Source organism: Burkholderia sp. Ac-20392 (assembly GCF_017104585.1).
Taxonomy (GTDB): domain Bacteria; phylum Pseudomonadota; class Gammaproteobacteria; order Burkholderiales; family Burkholderiaceae; genus Burkholderia; species Burkholderia lata.
Genome location: NZ_JAAGPB010000177.1, coordinates 1 through 16,001 on the forward strand (window position 1 = coordinate 1; position 16,001 = coordinate 16,001).

14 protein-coding genes are annotated in these 16,001 nt (G+C 66.0%); 7 read left to right on the forward strand and 7 right to left on the reverse strand.

All coding sequences use genetic code 11. The annotated features are described in order from the left end of the window. Together bla and G3N99_RS19910 are read right to left on the reverse strand one after the other, a co-directional pair. Positions 1 to 800, reverse strand: an 800-nt coding sequence (bla, locus tag G3N99_RS19905; RefSeq protein ID WP_206123257.1) for a class A beta-lactamase, incomplete at its 3' end; no start/stop codon positions are given. Positions 801 to 1,010: 210 nt separating this feature from the next. Then, on the reverse strand, positions 1,011 to 1,871 hold the full coding sequence (locus tag G3N99_RS19910) for a peptidoglycan DD-metalloendopeptidase family protein (protein WP_206123258.1): 861 nt from the start codon (positions 1,869 to 1,871) through the stop codon (positions 1,011 to 1,013). A 532-nt stretch (positions 1,872 to 2,403) separates the two neighbouring features. Between G3N99_RS19910 and G3N99_RS19915 the strand changes: the two genes are divergently transcribed. Next, a complete protein-coding gene (locus G3N99_RS19915; RefSeq protein ID WP_206123259.1) occupies positions 2,404 to 3,300 on the forward strand; it encodes a LysR substrate-binding domain-containing protein in 897 nt (298 codons plus the stop codon). A gap of 224 nt (positions 3,301 to 3,524) precedes the next feature. Here G3N99_RS19915 and G3N99_RS19920 read toward each other — a convergent pair whose 3' ends face one another. Together G3N99_RS19920 and G3N99_RS19925 are read right to left on the reverse strand one after the other, a co-directional pair. Next, the gene (locus G3N99_RS19920) at positions 3,525 to 4,640 is read right to left on the reverse strand and encodes an alkene reductase (RefSeq protein WP_206123260.1); all 1,116 of its coding nucleotides are present in this window, start codon (positions 4,638 to 4,640) and stop codon (positions 3,525 to 3,527) included. 176 nt (positions 4,641 to 4,816) lie between these two features. Next, the gene (locus G3N99_RS19925) at positions 4,817 to 5,272 is read right to left on the reverse strand and encodes a MarR family winged helix-turn-helix transcriptional regulator (protein ID WP_206123261.1); all 456 of its coding nucleotides are present in this window, start codon (positions 5,270 to 5,272) and stop codon (positions 4,817 to 4,819) included. 69 nt (positions 5,273 to 5,341) lie between these two features. On the opposite strand from G3N99_RS19925, the gene G3N99_RS19930 reads away from it, so the two are divergent. From G3N99_RS19930 to G3N99_RS19945, 4 genes are all read left to right on the forward strand, one after another. Beyond that, positions 5,342 to 5,884: a PaaI family thioesterase gene (locus G3N99_RS19930; RefSeq protein ID WP_206123262.1), complete on the forward strand. Its 543-nt coding sequence runs from the start codon at positions 5,342 to 5,344 to the stop codon at positions 5,882 to 5,884. Positions 5,885 to 6,064: 180 nt separating this feature from the next. Then, positions 6,065 to 6,811, forward strand: a complete 747-nt coding sequence (locus G3N99_RS19935) for a hypothetical protein (protein WP_241011750.1) — start codon at positions 6,065 to 6,067, stop codon at positions 6,809 to 6,811. 64 nt (positions 6,812 to 6,875) lie between these two features. Further along, complete coding sequence (locus G3N99_RS19940; RefSeq protein WP_206123264.1) at positions 6,876 to 7,262, forward strand: ester cyclase; 387 nt, start codon at positions 6,876 to 6,878, stop codon at positions 7,260 to 7,262. Between the two features lie 497 nt (positions 7,263 to 7,759). Next, positions 7,760 to 9,928 (forward strand): hypothetical protein, encoded by a 2,169-nt coding sequence (locus G3N99_RS19945; protein WP_206123265.1) that lies wholly within the window; start codon positions 7,760 to 7,762, stop codon positions 9,926 to 9,928. 109 nt (positions 9,929 to 10,037) lie between these two features. On the opposite strand, the gene G3N99_RS19950 is transcribed toward G3N99_RS19945, so the two are convergent. Both G3N99_RS19950 and G3N99_RS19955 read right to left on the reverse strand, forming a co-directional pair. Further along, positions 10,038 to 10,778, reverse strand: coding sequence for a sulfite exporter TauE/SafE family protein (locus G3N99_RS19950; RefSeq protein ID WP_174937535.1), 741 nt, complete (start codon positions 10,776 to 10,778; stop codon positions 10,038 to 10,040). 320 nt (positions 10,779 to 11,098) lie between these two features. Next, positions 11,099 to 12,115: an aldo/keto reductase gene (locus tag G3N99_RS19955; protein ID WP_206123266.1), complete on the reverse strand. Its 1,017-nt coding sequence runs from the start codon at positions 12,113 to 12,115 to the stop codon at positions 11,099 to 11,101. A 139-nt stretch (positions 12,116 to 12,254) separates the two neighbouring features. Here G3N99_RS19955 and G3N99_RS19960 point away from each other — a divergent pair, with 139 nt between their 5' ends. Further along, positions 12,255 to 13,166, forward strand: coding sequence for a LysR family transcriptional regulator (locus G3N99_RS19960; protein ID WP_174937539.1), 912 nt, complete (start codon positions 12,255 to 12,257; stop codon positions 13,164 to 13,166). A 45-nt stretch (positions 13,167 to 13,211) separates the two neighbouring features. On the opposite strand, the gene G3N99_RS19965 is transcribed toward G3N99_RS19960, so the two are convergent. Further along, positions 13,212 to 14,366: a porin gene (locus tag G3N99_RS19965; protein WP_174937541.1), complete on the reverse strand. Its 1,155-nt coding sequence runs from the start codon at positions 14,364 to 14,366 to the stop codon at positions 13,212 to 13,214. Positions 14,367 to 14,748: 382 nt separating this feature from the next. Between G3N99_RS19965 and G3N99_RS19970 the strand changes: the two genes are divergently transcribed. After that, the gene (locus tag G3N99_RS19970) at positions 14,749 to 15,846 is read left to right on the forward strand and encodes an OpgC domain-containing protein (protein ID WP_174937543.1); all 1,098 of its coding nucleotides are present in this window, start codon (positions 14,749 to 14,751) and stop codon (positions 15,844 to 15,846) included. Positions 15,847 to 16,001: the final 155 nt, after the last annotated feature.

Here is a 16,001-nt window from a genome sequence, read left to right on the forward strand (position 1 = left end):
GCCATCACGATCGGCGCACGCGACGGCGGCCACAGCACCGCGACGTCGGTCGTCGTGCCGTAACTGCCCGTGCCGGCCTTGTCCGCGATGCGCCAGCCGGGCGGCACGCCCGCCGCGATGCCGGTCGCGCCGCGTGCGCCGCCGACCATCCATTCCGTCAGCTGCGTGCGCTGCGGCTCCTGCAGCGTGTTGCCGAGCAGCAGCCGCTGCAGCGTGTCGACCATCTCGACCGGCGTCGAAGTATCGCGTTCGTCGCCGGGCGCCGCGTTGTTCAGTTCGGGTTCCCAGTGATCGAGGCGGAACGACGTGGCGCCGCTCGCGCGCGCGAACGCCGTGACCGCCTGCGGGCCGCCGAGCACACCCATCAGCAGGTTGCCGGCGCCCTTGTCGCCCGACTGCAGCATCGCGACGCACAGCTGCTCGATCGTCATGCCCGTGTCGACGTGGCTTTCCGTGATCGGCGAGCCCGACACGATTTCATAGCGGCGGTACAGGATGCGGCGCGGCAGCAGCGACGCGTCGAGCGAGCCGCGCGCGAGCATCGCGGCAGCCGCGACGACCGCATAGGTGCCGCACAGCGGGAAGCGCTCGCGCGCATGGTGCGCGATGCGCACGCCGTTCGACGTATCGAGCGCGGCGACGCCGAGCCGGCCATTCGAAGCCTTCTCGAGCGCGGTCAATTCAGCCTGGGCGGCATGGGCGCGCCCCTGGTCGGCGACCGGCGCGGAGCTGCACGCTGCAACGAACGGCGCGGCAACGGCGGCAAGCAACAGCGAGCGGCGTGTCGGAGAGTGTTCCATGAATGTGGTGTGTTCTGTCGGAATCGGTGGCACGAAGCAACGCGGGCGCGCCCTGAAGAAGCGCACCCGTTCACGCCGGCGGCCGGCTCGCGACGGCATACGCCGCGCATCCCCGAAAGACGACCGTCGGCCCCGCGAAGCGCGGGACTCGCATGAACAGACCCTAGCGTAGCAGCGACCGCCGCCACGTTCCAGCGAAACGGCCCTGCTTCACCCTTGCGACGAAGGCAGATACGGCATCGGATTGACCGGCTTGCCGTCGCGCCGCACTTCGAACAGCAGCGCGACACGCGAGTTGTCGAGGTCGCCCATCTCGGCGATCTCGTCGCCCTGGCGCACGATGTCGCCGGTCTTCACGAGCAGCTTGCGGTTGTGCGCATAGGCGGTCAGGAAATCCGCGTTGTGCTGGACGATGATCAGGCTGCCGTAATCGTTCAGGCCGGTGCCCGCGTACATCACGCGGCCGTCGGCCGCGGCGCGGACCGGGTCGCCCGGCCGGCCGGCGATCTGGATGCCGCGGTTCTGCCCCGGCCGGAACCCGTCGACGATCTTGCCGCTCGCGGGCCACTTGAGTGCGACACCGCCCGCATGCCGCTTCGTTTCCTTGACGACCTGTCGGTCGCTCGCATTCGACGCGGTGGCCTGCGCGGCTGCCGCGTTGCTCCCTGCGCCATTGCTCGACGCCGACGATGCGGCCACCTGCGTGCCGGCCGCGCCCGGCGGCGGCAACGGCTGCGGCTTGACGATGCGCAGCACCTGCCCCATGCGCAGCCTGCCGTTCGCGCCCAGCTTGTTCCAGGTGCGCAGGTCGGCCATGCTGCAGCCGTTCGAGGACGCGATGCCCGTCAGCGTATCACCGCGCTTCACGACGTACTTCTGCGCGACGAGAATCGGCGCCGGCGGCGGTGTGGCGGCCGACGGCGCAGCACTGGGCTGGCTCGACGGCGACGGCTGTCCCGCCAGCGTGTCGCTCGGCGGAACGGACTGCGTGCTTGCACAACCGGCCATGACGAGCACGGCTGCCAGGCCTGGCAGCCACGCCGCGTTGCGGTGAATCTCGCGCGTTTTCATGGACGATCCGACTCCGGTTTGACAATCTTTCAAGCATCTCAAAAACGGAACGGCCGACGTGTAACCGGATGCAAACAATGATGACAAACGATCACGAACCGGACGCCGGCCGGCATTCACTACCGGTAATACGGTCCGATTCAGAAAAACTTGATGGTCTTTTTGCAGGAAAGCGGAAGAATTTTCGTCTCAAGAAACTATGACGAATTTGTTTCAATAGATGCGAAGCGGCGACCGCCGCCCACGGCGGCGCGCACCCGCCGCAACGTTCAACGCAACCACGCGGCGAGTTCGGAACAGGCCCACGCGATGCCGATGCACAGGAACAGCACGTGCAACGCGATCTTGAACGACACGCTCCACGACGGATCGATCCGCATGACAGGCTCCCCGGTTGATGTGCGGCCATGATCCGCCATCGATCGCGCCCCGAAAATGCGGAACCGGCGAATCGGGCCTCAAGCTGCGCCTGAGACCTCGGCGGCCGTTCCCTGCTAACTTATCGGCCATTCCAATACGATCGCCCCCCATCATGCGCTTCGACCTGACCGACCTGCGGCTCTTCCTGAACATCTGCGAGGCCGGCACGATCACGAGCGGCGCCGAGCGGACCCACATCACGCTGCAGGCCGCGAGCGAGCGCATCCGCGGCATGGAGGACGAGCTCGGCGTGCCGCTGCTGCACCGGACCAAGTCGGGCGCGCAGGCCACCGATGCGGGCCGCGCGCTCGAACACCACGCGCGCACCGTGCTGCAGCAGATCGACCACATGCGCGGCGAGCTGCAGCAATACGGCCAGGGGCTGCGCGGGCACATCAGGCTGCTGTGCAACACGGCGTCGCTGAGCGAATACCTGCCCGACGCGCTGGCCGACTACCTGCCGCTACATCCGAAGCTGTCGATCAGCGTCGAGGAGCGTTCGAGCCAGGAGATCGTGCATGCGATCCGCAACAAGACGGCCGAGGTCGGCATCGTCGCCGATTCGGTCGGGCTCGGCGGGCTCGAACAGAAGCCGTTCCGCGAGGACTGGCTGATCGTCGTCGTGCCGGCCGCGCATCCGCTCGCGTCGCGCGGCAAGGTCGCGTTCGACTCGATCGCCGATGCCGACTTCATCGGCCTCACCGACGGCAGCGCACTGCAGGTGCATCTCGCCGACCAGGCGCGCGCGCTCGGCAAGCGGATCCGCTATCGCGTGCAACTGAAGAGTTTCGATGCGATCTGCCGCGTGATCGCGAGCGGCGTGGGCATCGGCATCGTGTCGCGCCATGCGGCCGAGCGCGCGATGCAGACGATGGACGTGCGGCTCGTCGAGCTGTCCGATGCGTGGAGCCACCGCAGGCTGAAGCTGTGTGCGCGGTCGTTCGATGCGCTGCCGAAGTACACGCGCGAGTTCGTTGCGTTCTTGTCGGGGGACGCGACGGCTCGGTAACCTGCCGGTTATTGGCATCCCGCTCGTTTCGTCGTCAGTCGAAGCGACCGGGATTCAAGAGGAATGTTCTTTGTGCGCGGGTATTTGCACCGCATTTTCCGGCGAACCGAATTGATAGGCCGAGGTCGTGGTCGGCTATGGCCTTGAGGCCGCACGGTCCCCACCATCGCGTACTGTAACGGGGACCGCGGCGTTAAAGCCAAGGGCACGTGAGCCTTGACGTTTCAGGCACCGGCAGTCTCACCCAAGGCCGGATAGTCGGTGTAGCCGGCTGCGCCACCGCCGTAAAAAGTTGGCCGGTTGTAGGCATTGAGGCTCGCGCCCAGGCGTACGCGTTCGGGCAGATCGGGATTGGCGATGAACAAACGCCCAAACGCGACGGCATCCGCGCGCCCCGCTCCGATCACTGCCCCCGCGGTGGCCGGAGTGTAGTTTCCGGCCGCGATCAATACATTAGGCCAGTGCGGACGGAACAACTCTGAAGCGAATGGTACGTTCTGGTGGTCGACGTCGGCCTGCCCCGCGCCACTCGCCCGAGGTTCGATCAGATGCAGATACGCGAGGTCCAGGCGCGCCAGGTGTTCGATGAGATGGGAATACAGCGGCAGTGGCGCGTCTTCTCCACTGCCATTGGCTACGCCAAAAGGAGACAGGCGGATGCCGACGCGGTCGGCCCCGAATACAGCCGACACGGCCTCGGCCACCTCTAGCACGATGCGGCACCGGTTTTCGATCGAGCCGCCGTATGCATCTGTACGGTGATTGCTCCGGCTTTGCAAAAACTGTTCAAGCAGGTAGCCGTTGGCGCCATGAATCTCCACACCGTCGAATCCGGCTTCGAGTGCGTTGCGCGCTGCCTGCGCATAGTCGTCGACCAGCGAAGCAATTTCCTTTGTGTCCAGCGCCCTCGGGATCTCAAACGGCACCCTCTCGAACGTGGCAGTAAATGCATTGCCCGGCGCCGCGATCGCAGAGGGAGCGACCGGTTGCTCGCCATTCAAGAGCGACGAATGCGAGATGCGACCTACGTGCCAGAGCTGCATGAATATCAGGCCACCTTTGGCATGCACCGCTTGCGTAACCGCCTTCCACCCTTCGACCTGTTCCGGACTGTGGATACCCGGTGTCGCGGGCATCCCCTGACCTGTTGGTGAAATTTGCGAGCCTTCGGTGATGATCAGGCCGCCGTCCGTGGCACGCTGACGGTAGTACTCCACGTTCAGTGCATGCGGGGTGTTGCCGGGTTCGGCAGCGCGCATGCGTGTGAGCGGAGCCATCACCACGCGATGGGCGAGTGCGAACGGGCCAAGGCGCAACGGCGAGAACAGTGCTTGGGTCATATCGACATCCTGTTTGAAGTTAAACCTGTCACGGAATGATCACGTGCTCCGTCAGTTCACGAAAACTATCCGAAAACACATCCTCGAGCCTTCTTGGCAAGTTCTCGACCTTGTACGGCAAGAACGATGCGGTGCCGGACTGATCCGATGGCGCAGACGAGTCTGCTCGCACAAGGTCAGTGCGGGATATCCGCAGAAGGGGTTTCATCGAGACATGCAATGCACCCGTCGAGCAGGTCGTGCAACGCGGCAACGCGTTCGTCGCCCAACCGCTTATTGAGTGCTACCTGCGCTGCTTTCCAGGCGCGCTGAGCTTCGGCCTGTTTGGCACGACCTTCCGCCGTTGCGTCGACCAAGCGGCTACGCGCGTCCTTACCCGCGCGAAGCTCCAGGTAGCCCTGCGCGGTCAACGGCTGCAGGTTACGCGTCAACGTCGACGCGTCCATCTTCATGTGTCGAGCCAGATCGCCTGGCTGGACGGGGCCAACCTTGACCACATACGTGAGCAACGCGTACTGAGTGCTCTTGAGCCCCGTCTCGGTGACATAGTGATCGTAGTGGCGCGTCACGACTCGAGTGAGCTGGCGCAACTTCAGGTTGGTGCATCCCGTTGGCTTGGTGATATTCTTCATGCAGAATATTGTACCTGCAAGTATTGTATCTACAAGTGTTGTCTACTTTATGATCTTTGGAGAAGGAAGATGTCTGTGGATGCAAATGAGACGATGGCTCGGTGGGATGCAGACGAAGCGAGAGTACGCGCACGCCTGATTGCGCCTGATGCAGACCCCAAGGGGCAAGTCTTTGCCCGCTCGGGGATGGAGATGTTCGAGGCAATCTTCGCAGGAGAACTGGCACCGCCGCCGATCGGCGAACCGATGGATTTCCTGCCAATCCACATGGAGCCTGGCACGGCAATCTTCCAGGGGCGACCGCAGCGCCGCCACTACAACCCGCTCGGCACCGTGCATGGCGGCTGGTTTGCCACGTTGCTCGACTCCGCAGTAGGCTGCGCAGTGCACACGATGCTGCCCGCCGGCAAGGGCTACACCACGCTGGAGCTCAAGGTAAACATGGTGCGCGCCCTGAATGATCAAGTACCCATCGTGCGAGCGGAAGGCAAAGTGATTCATGTCGGGCGGCAAGTGGCCACGGCTGAGGGGCGCATTGTCGGGCCGGACGGCAAGCTGTATGCGCATGCAAGCACCACATGCCTCATCTTCGACCATTCGGCAGGTACCTGATGAATCAAGACTGATGCAACCGGGATCTCGCGGAACACCCAACCGCGTCATGCACACCGTGTGCATCAGCAGGTACGCACCACCGTCCGGAATACTCACCGGATGGAGCAGAGTAGTTCGCGTCTTGTTTGCGAAATTAAGCCTCGTACAGGTTTCCATGCATCCACCCGCTCCGACACGATGCCCGCCACCCGCGACTCTTCCCTCGTTCCTGCTCGCCGGCTGGTGATCGTCGAGGGCGTGATGGGTTCCGGCAAGTCGACCGCGATGCGCTTCATCGCCGAGCACCTGACGGTCGCCGGACGCGACGCCGTGGCGATTCACGAACGGACCGCACCTCATCCCGTGCGGGCCACCGACGAACTCGAACACTGGTTCGAGCCCTGGCGCGACGCAACGGCCGCGCAACTTGCCGGGCGCGCGCTCGCGCGATGGGCGACGTTCGTCGCCGACGCGCTGCGCGGCAACACGATAACCGTGCTGGACGGGCAACTCTTTCACGGCGACCTGACCCACCTGCTCCTGATGGAAGGCGACCCGGCACTGATCGAAACGTACGTGCGCGAACTCGCCCGCACGATAGCTCCGCTCGCGCCGCTGGTCATCTACTTCTGGCAGCGCGACATCGACGCAGCCATCCGCACTGTCTGTGCCGAGCGCGGCGACGATTGGGTCGCCTATCAGACTCGCTGGAAACTGGCCGCGCCGTACTGCGTGCGGCGCGGGTTCACCGGTCTCGACGGGCTGATCGCGCTGTACCGCGACTACCGTCGACTGACCGATGCACTGTTCGATCAGTTGCCGCTCGACAAGCTGTCGATCGAAAACGGCGACCGCGACTGGCCGGCCGTCGAATGCCGGATACTCGACGCGCTGAAGCTGCCGCATGCGACCGACCGGGAAAACCGCCACGGACAAACCCGCTAGGGCGTCGCTGTTCGCCGCGGCGCGATACGCCACACCGCCCGTCGATACCCCAGGACAAGCAACGATGACCGACACCGATCTTGCCACCCGCTACCGCGCCTACATCGACTGTCTGAACCGGCAAGACTGGCCGGCGCTCGACGAATACGTCTGCGCCGACGTGATCCACAATGACCGACCGCTCGGCCTCGCCGGTTATCGCGCGATGCTGGAACAGGACTTCCGCGACATTCCCGATCTCCGTTTCGACATCCAGCTGCTCGTGTGCGAGCCGCCGCGCATCGCATGCCGGCTTCGCTTCGCATGTTCGCCGAGCGGGACGTTCATGGGGCTCGCCGTCGACGGCCGGAAAGTCAGGTTCTGCGAGAACGTGTTCTACGAATTTCATGACGGCAAGATCTGCCAGGTCTGGTCGGTGATCGACAAGGCGGCGATCGAGGCACAGCTTTAGTCTTGCCGGAACGGCCTGGCTGCCTGTCGCCCTCGCGCCCCGATGTCCGTCGAATTCACACCGATCCTTATGGATAACGTTTTCTCTCAATCTCCGGCGAGCGCGCATCGCCGTCTAGCCCTTCTGCTCGCCGCTTCCGCGTCGACATCCCACGCCTCAACCTCATCTCATCCGTAAAAAATCCCGGTAATTTCCGCGACATCCCAATCTCACGCACCACTCCCTCCGTTCCACTATCCGGGTTTCTCCCGCCCCGTCCGGCGTGAAAGTTCATTGACATCACGCCGATCGCTGCCTAAATTTGGAAAACGTTTTCCATCGCATCCGCGCGACGCCGGTCACGGCCCGTGCAGGGAGAACGCTTGCCCGCTCGACAGGTGATTCAGGCCGTCCGTCTTCAGGGATCAGGGTTGCAGGACGGCGGCCAGGTACGGGCATCGAGCGCGGCAACGGCCACACCCGCCCGGCCTTCATCATTATTCAAAACTGGAGACACAATGCATCCGCGCAGCAGATTCGCGCTCGGCGCCGCGCTCAGCGCCCTTTCCGTCCTGTTCGTCAGCGCCTGCGGCGGCAACGACGTGACCGATACGCCGCCGTCATCTTCGCCGCCCCCGTCCACGACACCGTCGCTCGCGTCGAACTCGCTGCAGGCGCTCGTCTACGGCGCGCCCGACACCAGCGTGCCGGCCGGCACGACCATTCCGGTCACGATGATGGGCCAGATGCGCGCGCTGTTCGACCTGATCCGGAAATCGCCCGACTTCACGCAAGTCGTGATGGACCTCGGCGACGGCACGCCGGTCCACGTGCTCGACACGAACACCGGCGACAAATTCCTGCCGGGCAAGCTCGCGCTCGGCCTGTCGTACATCCTGATCGACATGAAGTCGAAGAACGATCCGCAGTACGCGAGCTACCTCGCGACGTACCAGACGATCACGACCGCGATGATGGCGCAGTCGGGCAGCAACTACACGTATGCGAATACGTCGTGGGGCGAGTACTACTACCTCGTCGCGCTGAACAACCTGAAGGCGCACGGGATGCTCAACGAAGTCTTCAGCGACGCGATGCTCGCGACACTGCAGCAGCGGCTCACCTTCTGCGACATGTTCGGCCCCGATGCGAGCGGCAAGACCGATACGTGCCCCGCGGCCGGCACGCCGATCGACATCGCATCGCTCAACACCGCGCAGAACTACTATGCGGTGTCCTACGGAATTGCGGGGCTGCGCCAGAAGCTCGGCTGGAGCAGCCCGTCGTTTGCCTCGAAGACCGATCCGTCGGTCGCGACGATGGGCGCGCGCGATGCGCTGCTGTACACGCTCACGAACCATATCCGCAACGACTCGTCGGGCGGGTTCTCGGACGAAGCGTCGAACACGCACACGACCTACTATGACCAGGCGCGCTTCGACCGCTACAGCACGCTGCTGATCGGCGAAGTGACCGAGCGCACGTTCGAGATGGGCAACGAGGCGAACCTCACCCCCGAGCTGAAGGGCTATCTGCGCAAGTCGGTCGACCTGATCCTGCCGCAGTTGAACGCGAACGGCCAGGGCTTCAACTACGGCCGCTCGATCGGCCCGTACGGCGATTCGGCGTTCATGGAAGTGCTGACCGCCGCGGCCAATGCCGGCGTGCTGACCGACCAGGAGAAACAGGTTGCGTATGCATTCATCTACCAGGCCGCGCACCGGTTCGACACCTACTGGTACGACCCGTCGCTGCCAACGCCGTCGGTGAACATGTGGGTCAAGGGCCGCGGCACGGACGCGTATCGCGGCAAGCCACGCGTGATGGGCGAGAACTTCAGCCTGCTGCACCAGTACCTGTACGTGAACGCGTGGTGGAACAAGCTCGGCTTCGGCGGCAAGACGCCGATGGCCGATGCGGACTACAACACGTGGCTCGACGCGCTGCCGCACTACACGCTCACCTGGTACAACCAGCCGGGCGACACCGCGCATCCGTACAGTGCGGCGCTCGTCACCGTGCGCGACGGCCGGCGCGTGATCAACCTGAACCTCAGCCAGGCGCCCGACTACAACTCGTACACGCCGTACTACCCGGTGCCGTTCTCCGACAAGCTGATCTACGGCACGACCGATCTCGGCTACGCGCTGTTGGTGCCGCAGGTGTCGTACAACGGGAAGACCTACATTCCCGTCACGTACTACAAGAACCTGAACGTCCAGCAAAGCAACGGCCAGGTGATCGTGTCGTTCGATACCGCGAAGTTCCGGCTCGCGTCGAAGAACGCGGCATACACGACCGATCTCGACCTGCAGGTGCATACGGTGCTGACGTTCGCGCACGGCTCGGTCGCACGCAGCGACACGCTGAGTACGGGCACGCTCACCGGCAACCTGTCGGTCGAGACGGACTTCACGTCGTTCGCGGATTTCGCATCGACGCAGGCGAATGGCGACGGGGTGTCGGTCACGTACGCGAACAGCGCCGCGACCGGCTATGCGGCGTCCGGGTTCGACAACTGCGCGCTGTCCGCCTTCGACACGGCGAACGGCACGACGAATCCGCTGTCGACGACGCCGATCGGTCAGCTGCATTCGAACTTCGCCTGTACGACGAAGCCGTTTGCACTCGGCGCGGGCGCGACCCGCACGTTCGGGTGGACGCTGAAGTACGCCGACCCGGCCTGAGCTGTGTGACCCGCGTCCGGTGAATGCTCCCGAAGCCGGTTGCTGTCGAAACCGGCTTCGGGAGCGTCACGGACAGCGGGCGGGCATCACGCTCGCCAGCGAGGCCCGCTCACAGCCACCCCGACGCCGCCATATACGCGCCGAGCGCGATCAGCCCGACGAAGAAGCAGCGCTTGAACGCCTTCTCGCTCATCACGCGGCGCGCATACTGCCCCCCGGCCATGCCCGCCAGCGCCGGCACGAGCGCGAGCGCCGACACGCCGAGATCGACCGTCTCCAGCGCGCCCGTCACGCGCAACTGCAGGCCGAGCACGATCGTCGATGCGGTGAACGACAGCCCGAGCGCCTGGATCAGGTCGTCCTTCGACAGCCGCAGCGCCTGCAGGTACGGCACGGCCGGCACGACGAACACGCCGGTCGCGGCCGTCACGACACCCGTCAGGTAGCCGACCACGGCCGACAGCCATTTTTCATGGCGGCCCGGCGCGGGCAGCCGCGCGGCGGCCAGCCCCCACAGCCCGTAGAGGATCAGCACCACGCCGAGCGCCGCATGCGTCCAGGTGCTTCCGGCCGCGAGTGCGGGCAGCCCGCCCGTCAGCGTGCCGATCGTCAGGCCGACGAGGAGCGGCCACAGGCGACGCAGCAGCGGCCCGAACGACGGGCCGAGCCATAACTGCCACACGTTGGTGATGAATGACGGCACGAGCAGCAGGCTCGCGGCGGCCGACGGCGGCATCGCGAGCGTCAGCAGCCCCATCGCGATCGTCGGCAGCCCGAGCCCGATCATCCCCTTGACCGCGCCGGCCAGCAGGAAAACCACCGCGATGATCGTCAGCGTATGAATGTGCATGAAAGGCATTCCGTCCGGTTGAGTACGGCGCCGATGGTGAACCTCGATCGCGCCGCCCGCCATCTGGCTTTGCCTGAGGCTGGCTAGGGCTTGCCGGATGGGGCGGTGGCGTGATTGTGTCGGGGTGTCGGGGTGCCGGGGTGCCGGGGTGCCGGGGTGCCGGGGTGCCGTCGCGCGCGAGCCGGCGAAACACGCGCCGCCGGTGTCAACCCGGGCGGCGCCGGCCATGCACCACCATCCGGGTTGCCGAACCCCGCCCGGCCCCCGGATTCGAGCCGAATACCGGGCCTGCTCCGACACAAAAAACGATCCCGGGCCGATCAGTCCCCGTGAGATGACCCCTGCCCCTGCTCGCTATCGAGGTGCGCCATCTGTGCGGCCGGATAACGCTCACCGGCAGCCGCCCCGGCGGGAACCGCCGCTTCGATGCGAGCGATGTCATTGACCGTTAGTTGCATCTCTGCCGCCTGCAGCGCATCCTGAAGCTGCGTGCGCTTGCGCGCGCCGATCAGCGGCACGATATCGCCGCCGCGCGACAGCGCCCACGCGATCGCGACCTGCGCCGGGTTGCTGCCCTTCTCGTCGGCGATCGCACGCAGCGCGTCGACGAGCGCGAGGTTGTGCGCGAGGTTCTCGCCCTGGAAGCGCGGGCTCGCCCCGCGAAAATCGCGCTCGCCTTCCCGCGCCGTGCTCCAGCGTCCGCCCAGCAGCCCGCGCGACAGCACGCCGTAGGCCGTCACGCCGATCCCGAGTTCGCGGCACGCGGGCAGGATCCCGGCCTCGATGCCGCGCGACAGCAGCGAATACTCGATCTGCAGGTCGGAGATCGGCGCGACGGCCGCCGCGCGGCGGATCGTGTCGACGCCGGCTTCCGACAGGCCGATGTGGCGTACGTACCCGGCCTTCACGAGATCGGCGATCGCGCCGATCGTCTCCTCGATCGGCACCGCCGGATCGACGCGCGCCGGCCGGTAGATGTCGATGTAGTCGGTGCCGAGCCGTTTCAGCGAGTACGCGACGAAGTTGCGGATCGCCACCGGCCGTGCGTCGTAGCCGGCAAACCCGCCGGACGGATCGCGCAGCGCGCCGAATTTCACGCTGATCAGCACCTGGTCGCGCGCCCGGCCGCGCAGCGCATCGCGGATCAGCATCTCGTTGTCGCCCATCCCGTAGAAATCGCCGGTGTCGAGCATCGTGATGCCGTGGTCGAGCGCCGTGTGCAGCGTCGCGATGCTTTCGTCGCGATCGGCCGGCCCGTAGAAGTCCGACATCCCCATGCAGCCAAGCGCGATGGCCGACACCCGCGGGCCCGTGCGGCCCAGTTCACGCGTTTCCATGTCCGTTTCCTTGAGTGATGAATGAACAGGCCGGATTCTGGACGCATCGCGACACGCGATAAACGCGAAACACTCAACCAAACCATTCGACGCTGATTAACAATGGAGCCTGCCCCCTCCACCCACGCACCCGCCCCGCATGGATCATCTGCAAGCAATGCGCATCTTCGCGCGCGTCGCCCATCTCGGCAGCTTCACGAAAGCGGCCGAACAGCTGCAACTGCCGCGCCCGACGGTCAGCAACGCCGTCCAGTATCTGGAAAAGCACCTGAAGGTCCGCCTGCTGCAGCGCACGACGCGGCGCGTCGCACTGACGGCCGAAGGCGCGACCTATTACGAGCGCTGCATGCGGCTGCTGGCCGACCTGGACGATGCGGAAACGCTGTTCGAGGATGCCGGCACGATGCCGCGCGGCGCGATCCGCGTCGACCTGCCCGAGCGCTTCGCACTGAACCAGGTGATTCCGGCGCTACCGGGTTTCCACGCGCGCTACCCCGACCTGCGCGTGGTGATCGGCACGACCGACCGCTTCGTCGACCTCGTCGCCGACGGCATCGACTGCGCGGTGCGGGTGGGTGCGATGTCCGATACGTCGCTCGTCGCGCGGCGCATCGGCGAACTGGCGCAGATCAACTGCGCGGCGCCCGCGTATCTCGAGCGGCACGGCACGCCGCGCTCACCGGACGAGCTGCCGGACCACGTCGCGGTCGGCTATTTCTCGAGCCGCACGGGCCGCGAGCTGGACTGGGAATATGCGGATATGGATTCGGGCCAGCTGCACGCCGTCAAGATGCGCAGCGTCGTGTCGGTCAACAGCTCGCAGGCGTATCTCGCGTGCTGTCTCGCGGGCCTCGGGCTGATCCAGGCGCCGCGCGAAGGGCTCGGGCCGCTGCTCGCCGACGGCTCGCTGGTCGAGGTGCTGCCGGAATGGAATGCCGAGCCGCTGCCCGTGTCGGTGGTGTTTCCGACCGGCCGGCATCTCGCGCCGCGCGTGCGGATCTTCGTCGACTGGCTCGCGGAAACGCTCGGCGCCACGCCCCGGGCGGATTGACGGCAGGCGCCGGCGCACTCGCCCCGGCACCGCCCGCCCAGAACCTTAGAACTTGTGGCGGATCGCGGCGCGCACCGCGAACTGGTTCGACGACGCCGACGGGCCGTCCGTGCCGACCACGTAACCGCCGTCGGCCGCCGTGCCGGTCTTGTCGCCGGCCACCTTCTGCCATGCGCCCTGCAGGTACACGTCGGTGCGCTTCGACAGGCTGTAGTCGGCCATCAGGCCGACCGTGTGGTATTTCGGCTTGAACGACCCGGCCGCGGCATCGTACTTGCCGTCCGTGTACACGTATTGCGCACCGAGATAGAAATCGGGCGTGAGCTGGTACTTGCCGTTGATCTCGAAGTTCTGGAACTTCGTCGCGGTCAGCCCGAGGCCGGCGAACGTCGAAGCCGGCAGGTAGACGGTCGACACCGGGTTCTTCACGTCCGTCTTCGTGTAGACGAAGCCGACCGTGGCCGGGCCGAACGTGTAGTTGATGCCGCCGCCGAAGATCCGCAGGCGCTCGGCGACGAAGTTCGCGTCGTCCGCCGAGATCGCGCCCGCGCTGCCGACACCCGGGTTGTTCGCCTGCAGGTACGCAGCCGCAACCTGCAGCCCGGCCAGCGAGTACTGCGCGCCGAGGCTGTACTGACGGTTGTTCGAGAAGCCGGTGCTGTTGCTGAAGCTGTACGTGCCGCCGAACGTCAGGCCGTTCCAGTCAGCGCTCGCATACTTGACCGTGTTGTTGACGCGGAACGAGTTGTCCGTGTTGTCGTTGTCGAACGGGTGCGAGAACAGCGTGCCGCCCCAGTTGCCGTTGGCGGTGAGCGGCGCGAGATAGTCGACCACCGAGTCGTACTGGCGGCCGAAGGTCAGCGTGCCGAAGCGCGGCGCGCTCAGCCCGACGAACGCCTGGCGGCCGAACATGCGGCCGCCCTGGCCGAGCCGGCCGTTGTTCACGTCAAAACCGTTTTCCAGCGTGAAGATCGCCTTCAGCCCGCCGCCGAGATCCTCGCTGCCCTTCAGGCCCCAGCGGCTGCCCTGCGCATAGCCGCTCGCGAGCTGGTAATTCGATTTTCCGACCCCATTGACGTTCACGTTGTTCGTGTAATTGAAGCCTTCGTCGATCACACCGTACAGCGTCACGCTGTTCTGGGCGAAGACCGGCGCGGCAAAAGCGGCCAGCGCGGCGGTAAAAATGACGTGCTTCTTCATGACGGATCTCCGGAGCCGGGGGCCGGGCATGGTCGAGCGCCCGGCGAATGTTTGGTCTGTTGTATGTGTGGCCCGCAGGGCGGACGACGCGGTGTGCGGCCGCGTGAGGTCAAAATGGTGTCACGTCGCAAACCGTCCGTCCATCGGGGTAAGTGAACCCGGCGCAAACCGTTGCGCTCGTCCAACTGCCCCGATGCGCAGACTGCCTGACCCGGCTTATCGGCAGCGGCAGGACGGACGACCATCCGCGTAAACCCGGTGTGCGCCACATCGGTGGCACAATGCGCATCCGTTCGTCATTTCTTCACGAAGTCATGCTTCACCCCGATTCATGCGCGGCGCATGCCGGCCGCGCCCGCGGCCCGCGCCGGGAGGCGGTCCGATGACCGCACCGGCCCGGGCCGGCCGCTACGCCGAGCTCGATTTCTTCCGCGGCCTCGTGCTGCTCGTCATCGTCGTCGACCACATCGGCGGCAGCATCCTGTCGCGCGTCACGCTGCACGCGTACGCGCTGTGCGACGCGGCCGAAGTCTTCGTGTTCCTCGGCGGCTTCGCCACCGCGATCGCGTACAACTCGCTCGCCGAGCGGCACGATGAAGCCGCCGCGCGCCAGCGCTTCATCCGGCGCGCGTTCGAGATCTACCGTGCGTTCCTCGTGACGGCCGGCCTGATGCTGCTGATCACGGCCGCGCTGAACGCGTTCGCGATCGACGGCCCGAACATGCCGACCAACGATCTCGACGGCCTGCTTCACAAGCCGCTCGCCGCGCTGCGCGACATCCTGCTGTTCCGCCGCCAGCCTTACCTGGCGTCGGTGCTGCCGATGTACGCGTTCTTCGCGCTGCTCGTCCCGCTCGCGCTGCCGCTCGCACGCACGCAGCCGTGGCTGCTGCTCGCGTTCAGCGGGTCGCTGTGGGTCGCGGCGCCGCACGTCGCGCGCTTTTTGCCGACCGTCGAAGGCGCGCCGTGGGACTTCAATCCGTTCGCGTGGCAGTTCCTGTTCGTGTTCGGCGTGATCGCGCGCTGCCAGCCCGTCTACCAGACGCTCGCGCCGAAGCCGCAGGGCTGGCTGCTGACGGCCGCGGCACTCGCGATCGTCGCGGCCGGCGCGTACTACCGGCTGCGCATCGAGCCGTTCCCGACCGATCCGTCGATCAAGCAGAACCTCGGCGCGCTGCGGCTCGCGAACTTCCTCGCGATTGCGTGGCTCGCGGCCAAGCTCGTGCACCTCGGCTGGATGAAGAAGGTCGCACACGCGATGCCGTGGATCGGCACGATCGGCCGGCAGGGGCTGCTGTGCTTCGTCGCGGGCACCGCCATCTCGCTCGCGGTCGATTCGGTGCTCTACCAGGCGACCGAAGGCTATCTCGACGTGAAGCTCGGCCTGACCGCCGACGTCGTCGCAATGGGCCTGCTGTATCTCGTCGCCAAACTCTACGGGCCGCTCGTCGCGCGGCTGACGTTCCGTTCGCGGCGATGACGCGCCGCGCCGTCATGCGCCGCTGCTACGATAGCCGGCGCCTCTCCTGAAACGATTCGACATGCGCCGACTCGCCCTTCCGTTCGCCCTCGCCCTGATCGCCGGCTCCATCGCCACGGCCCGCGCCACGCCGCCCGCGCCGGCGGTATCGCCCG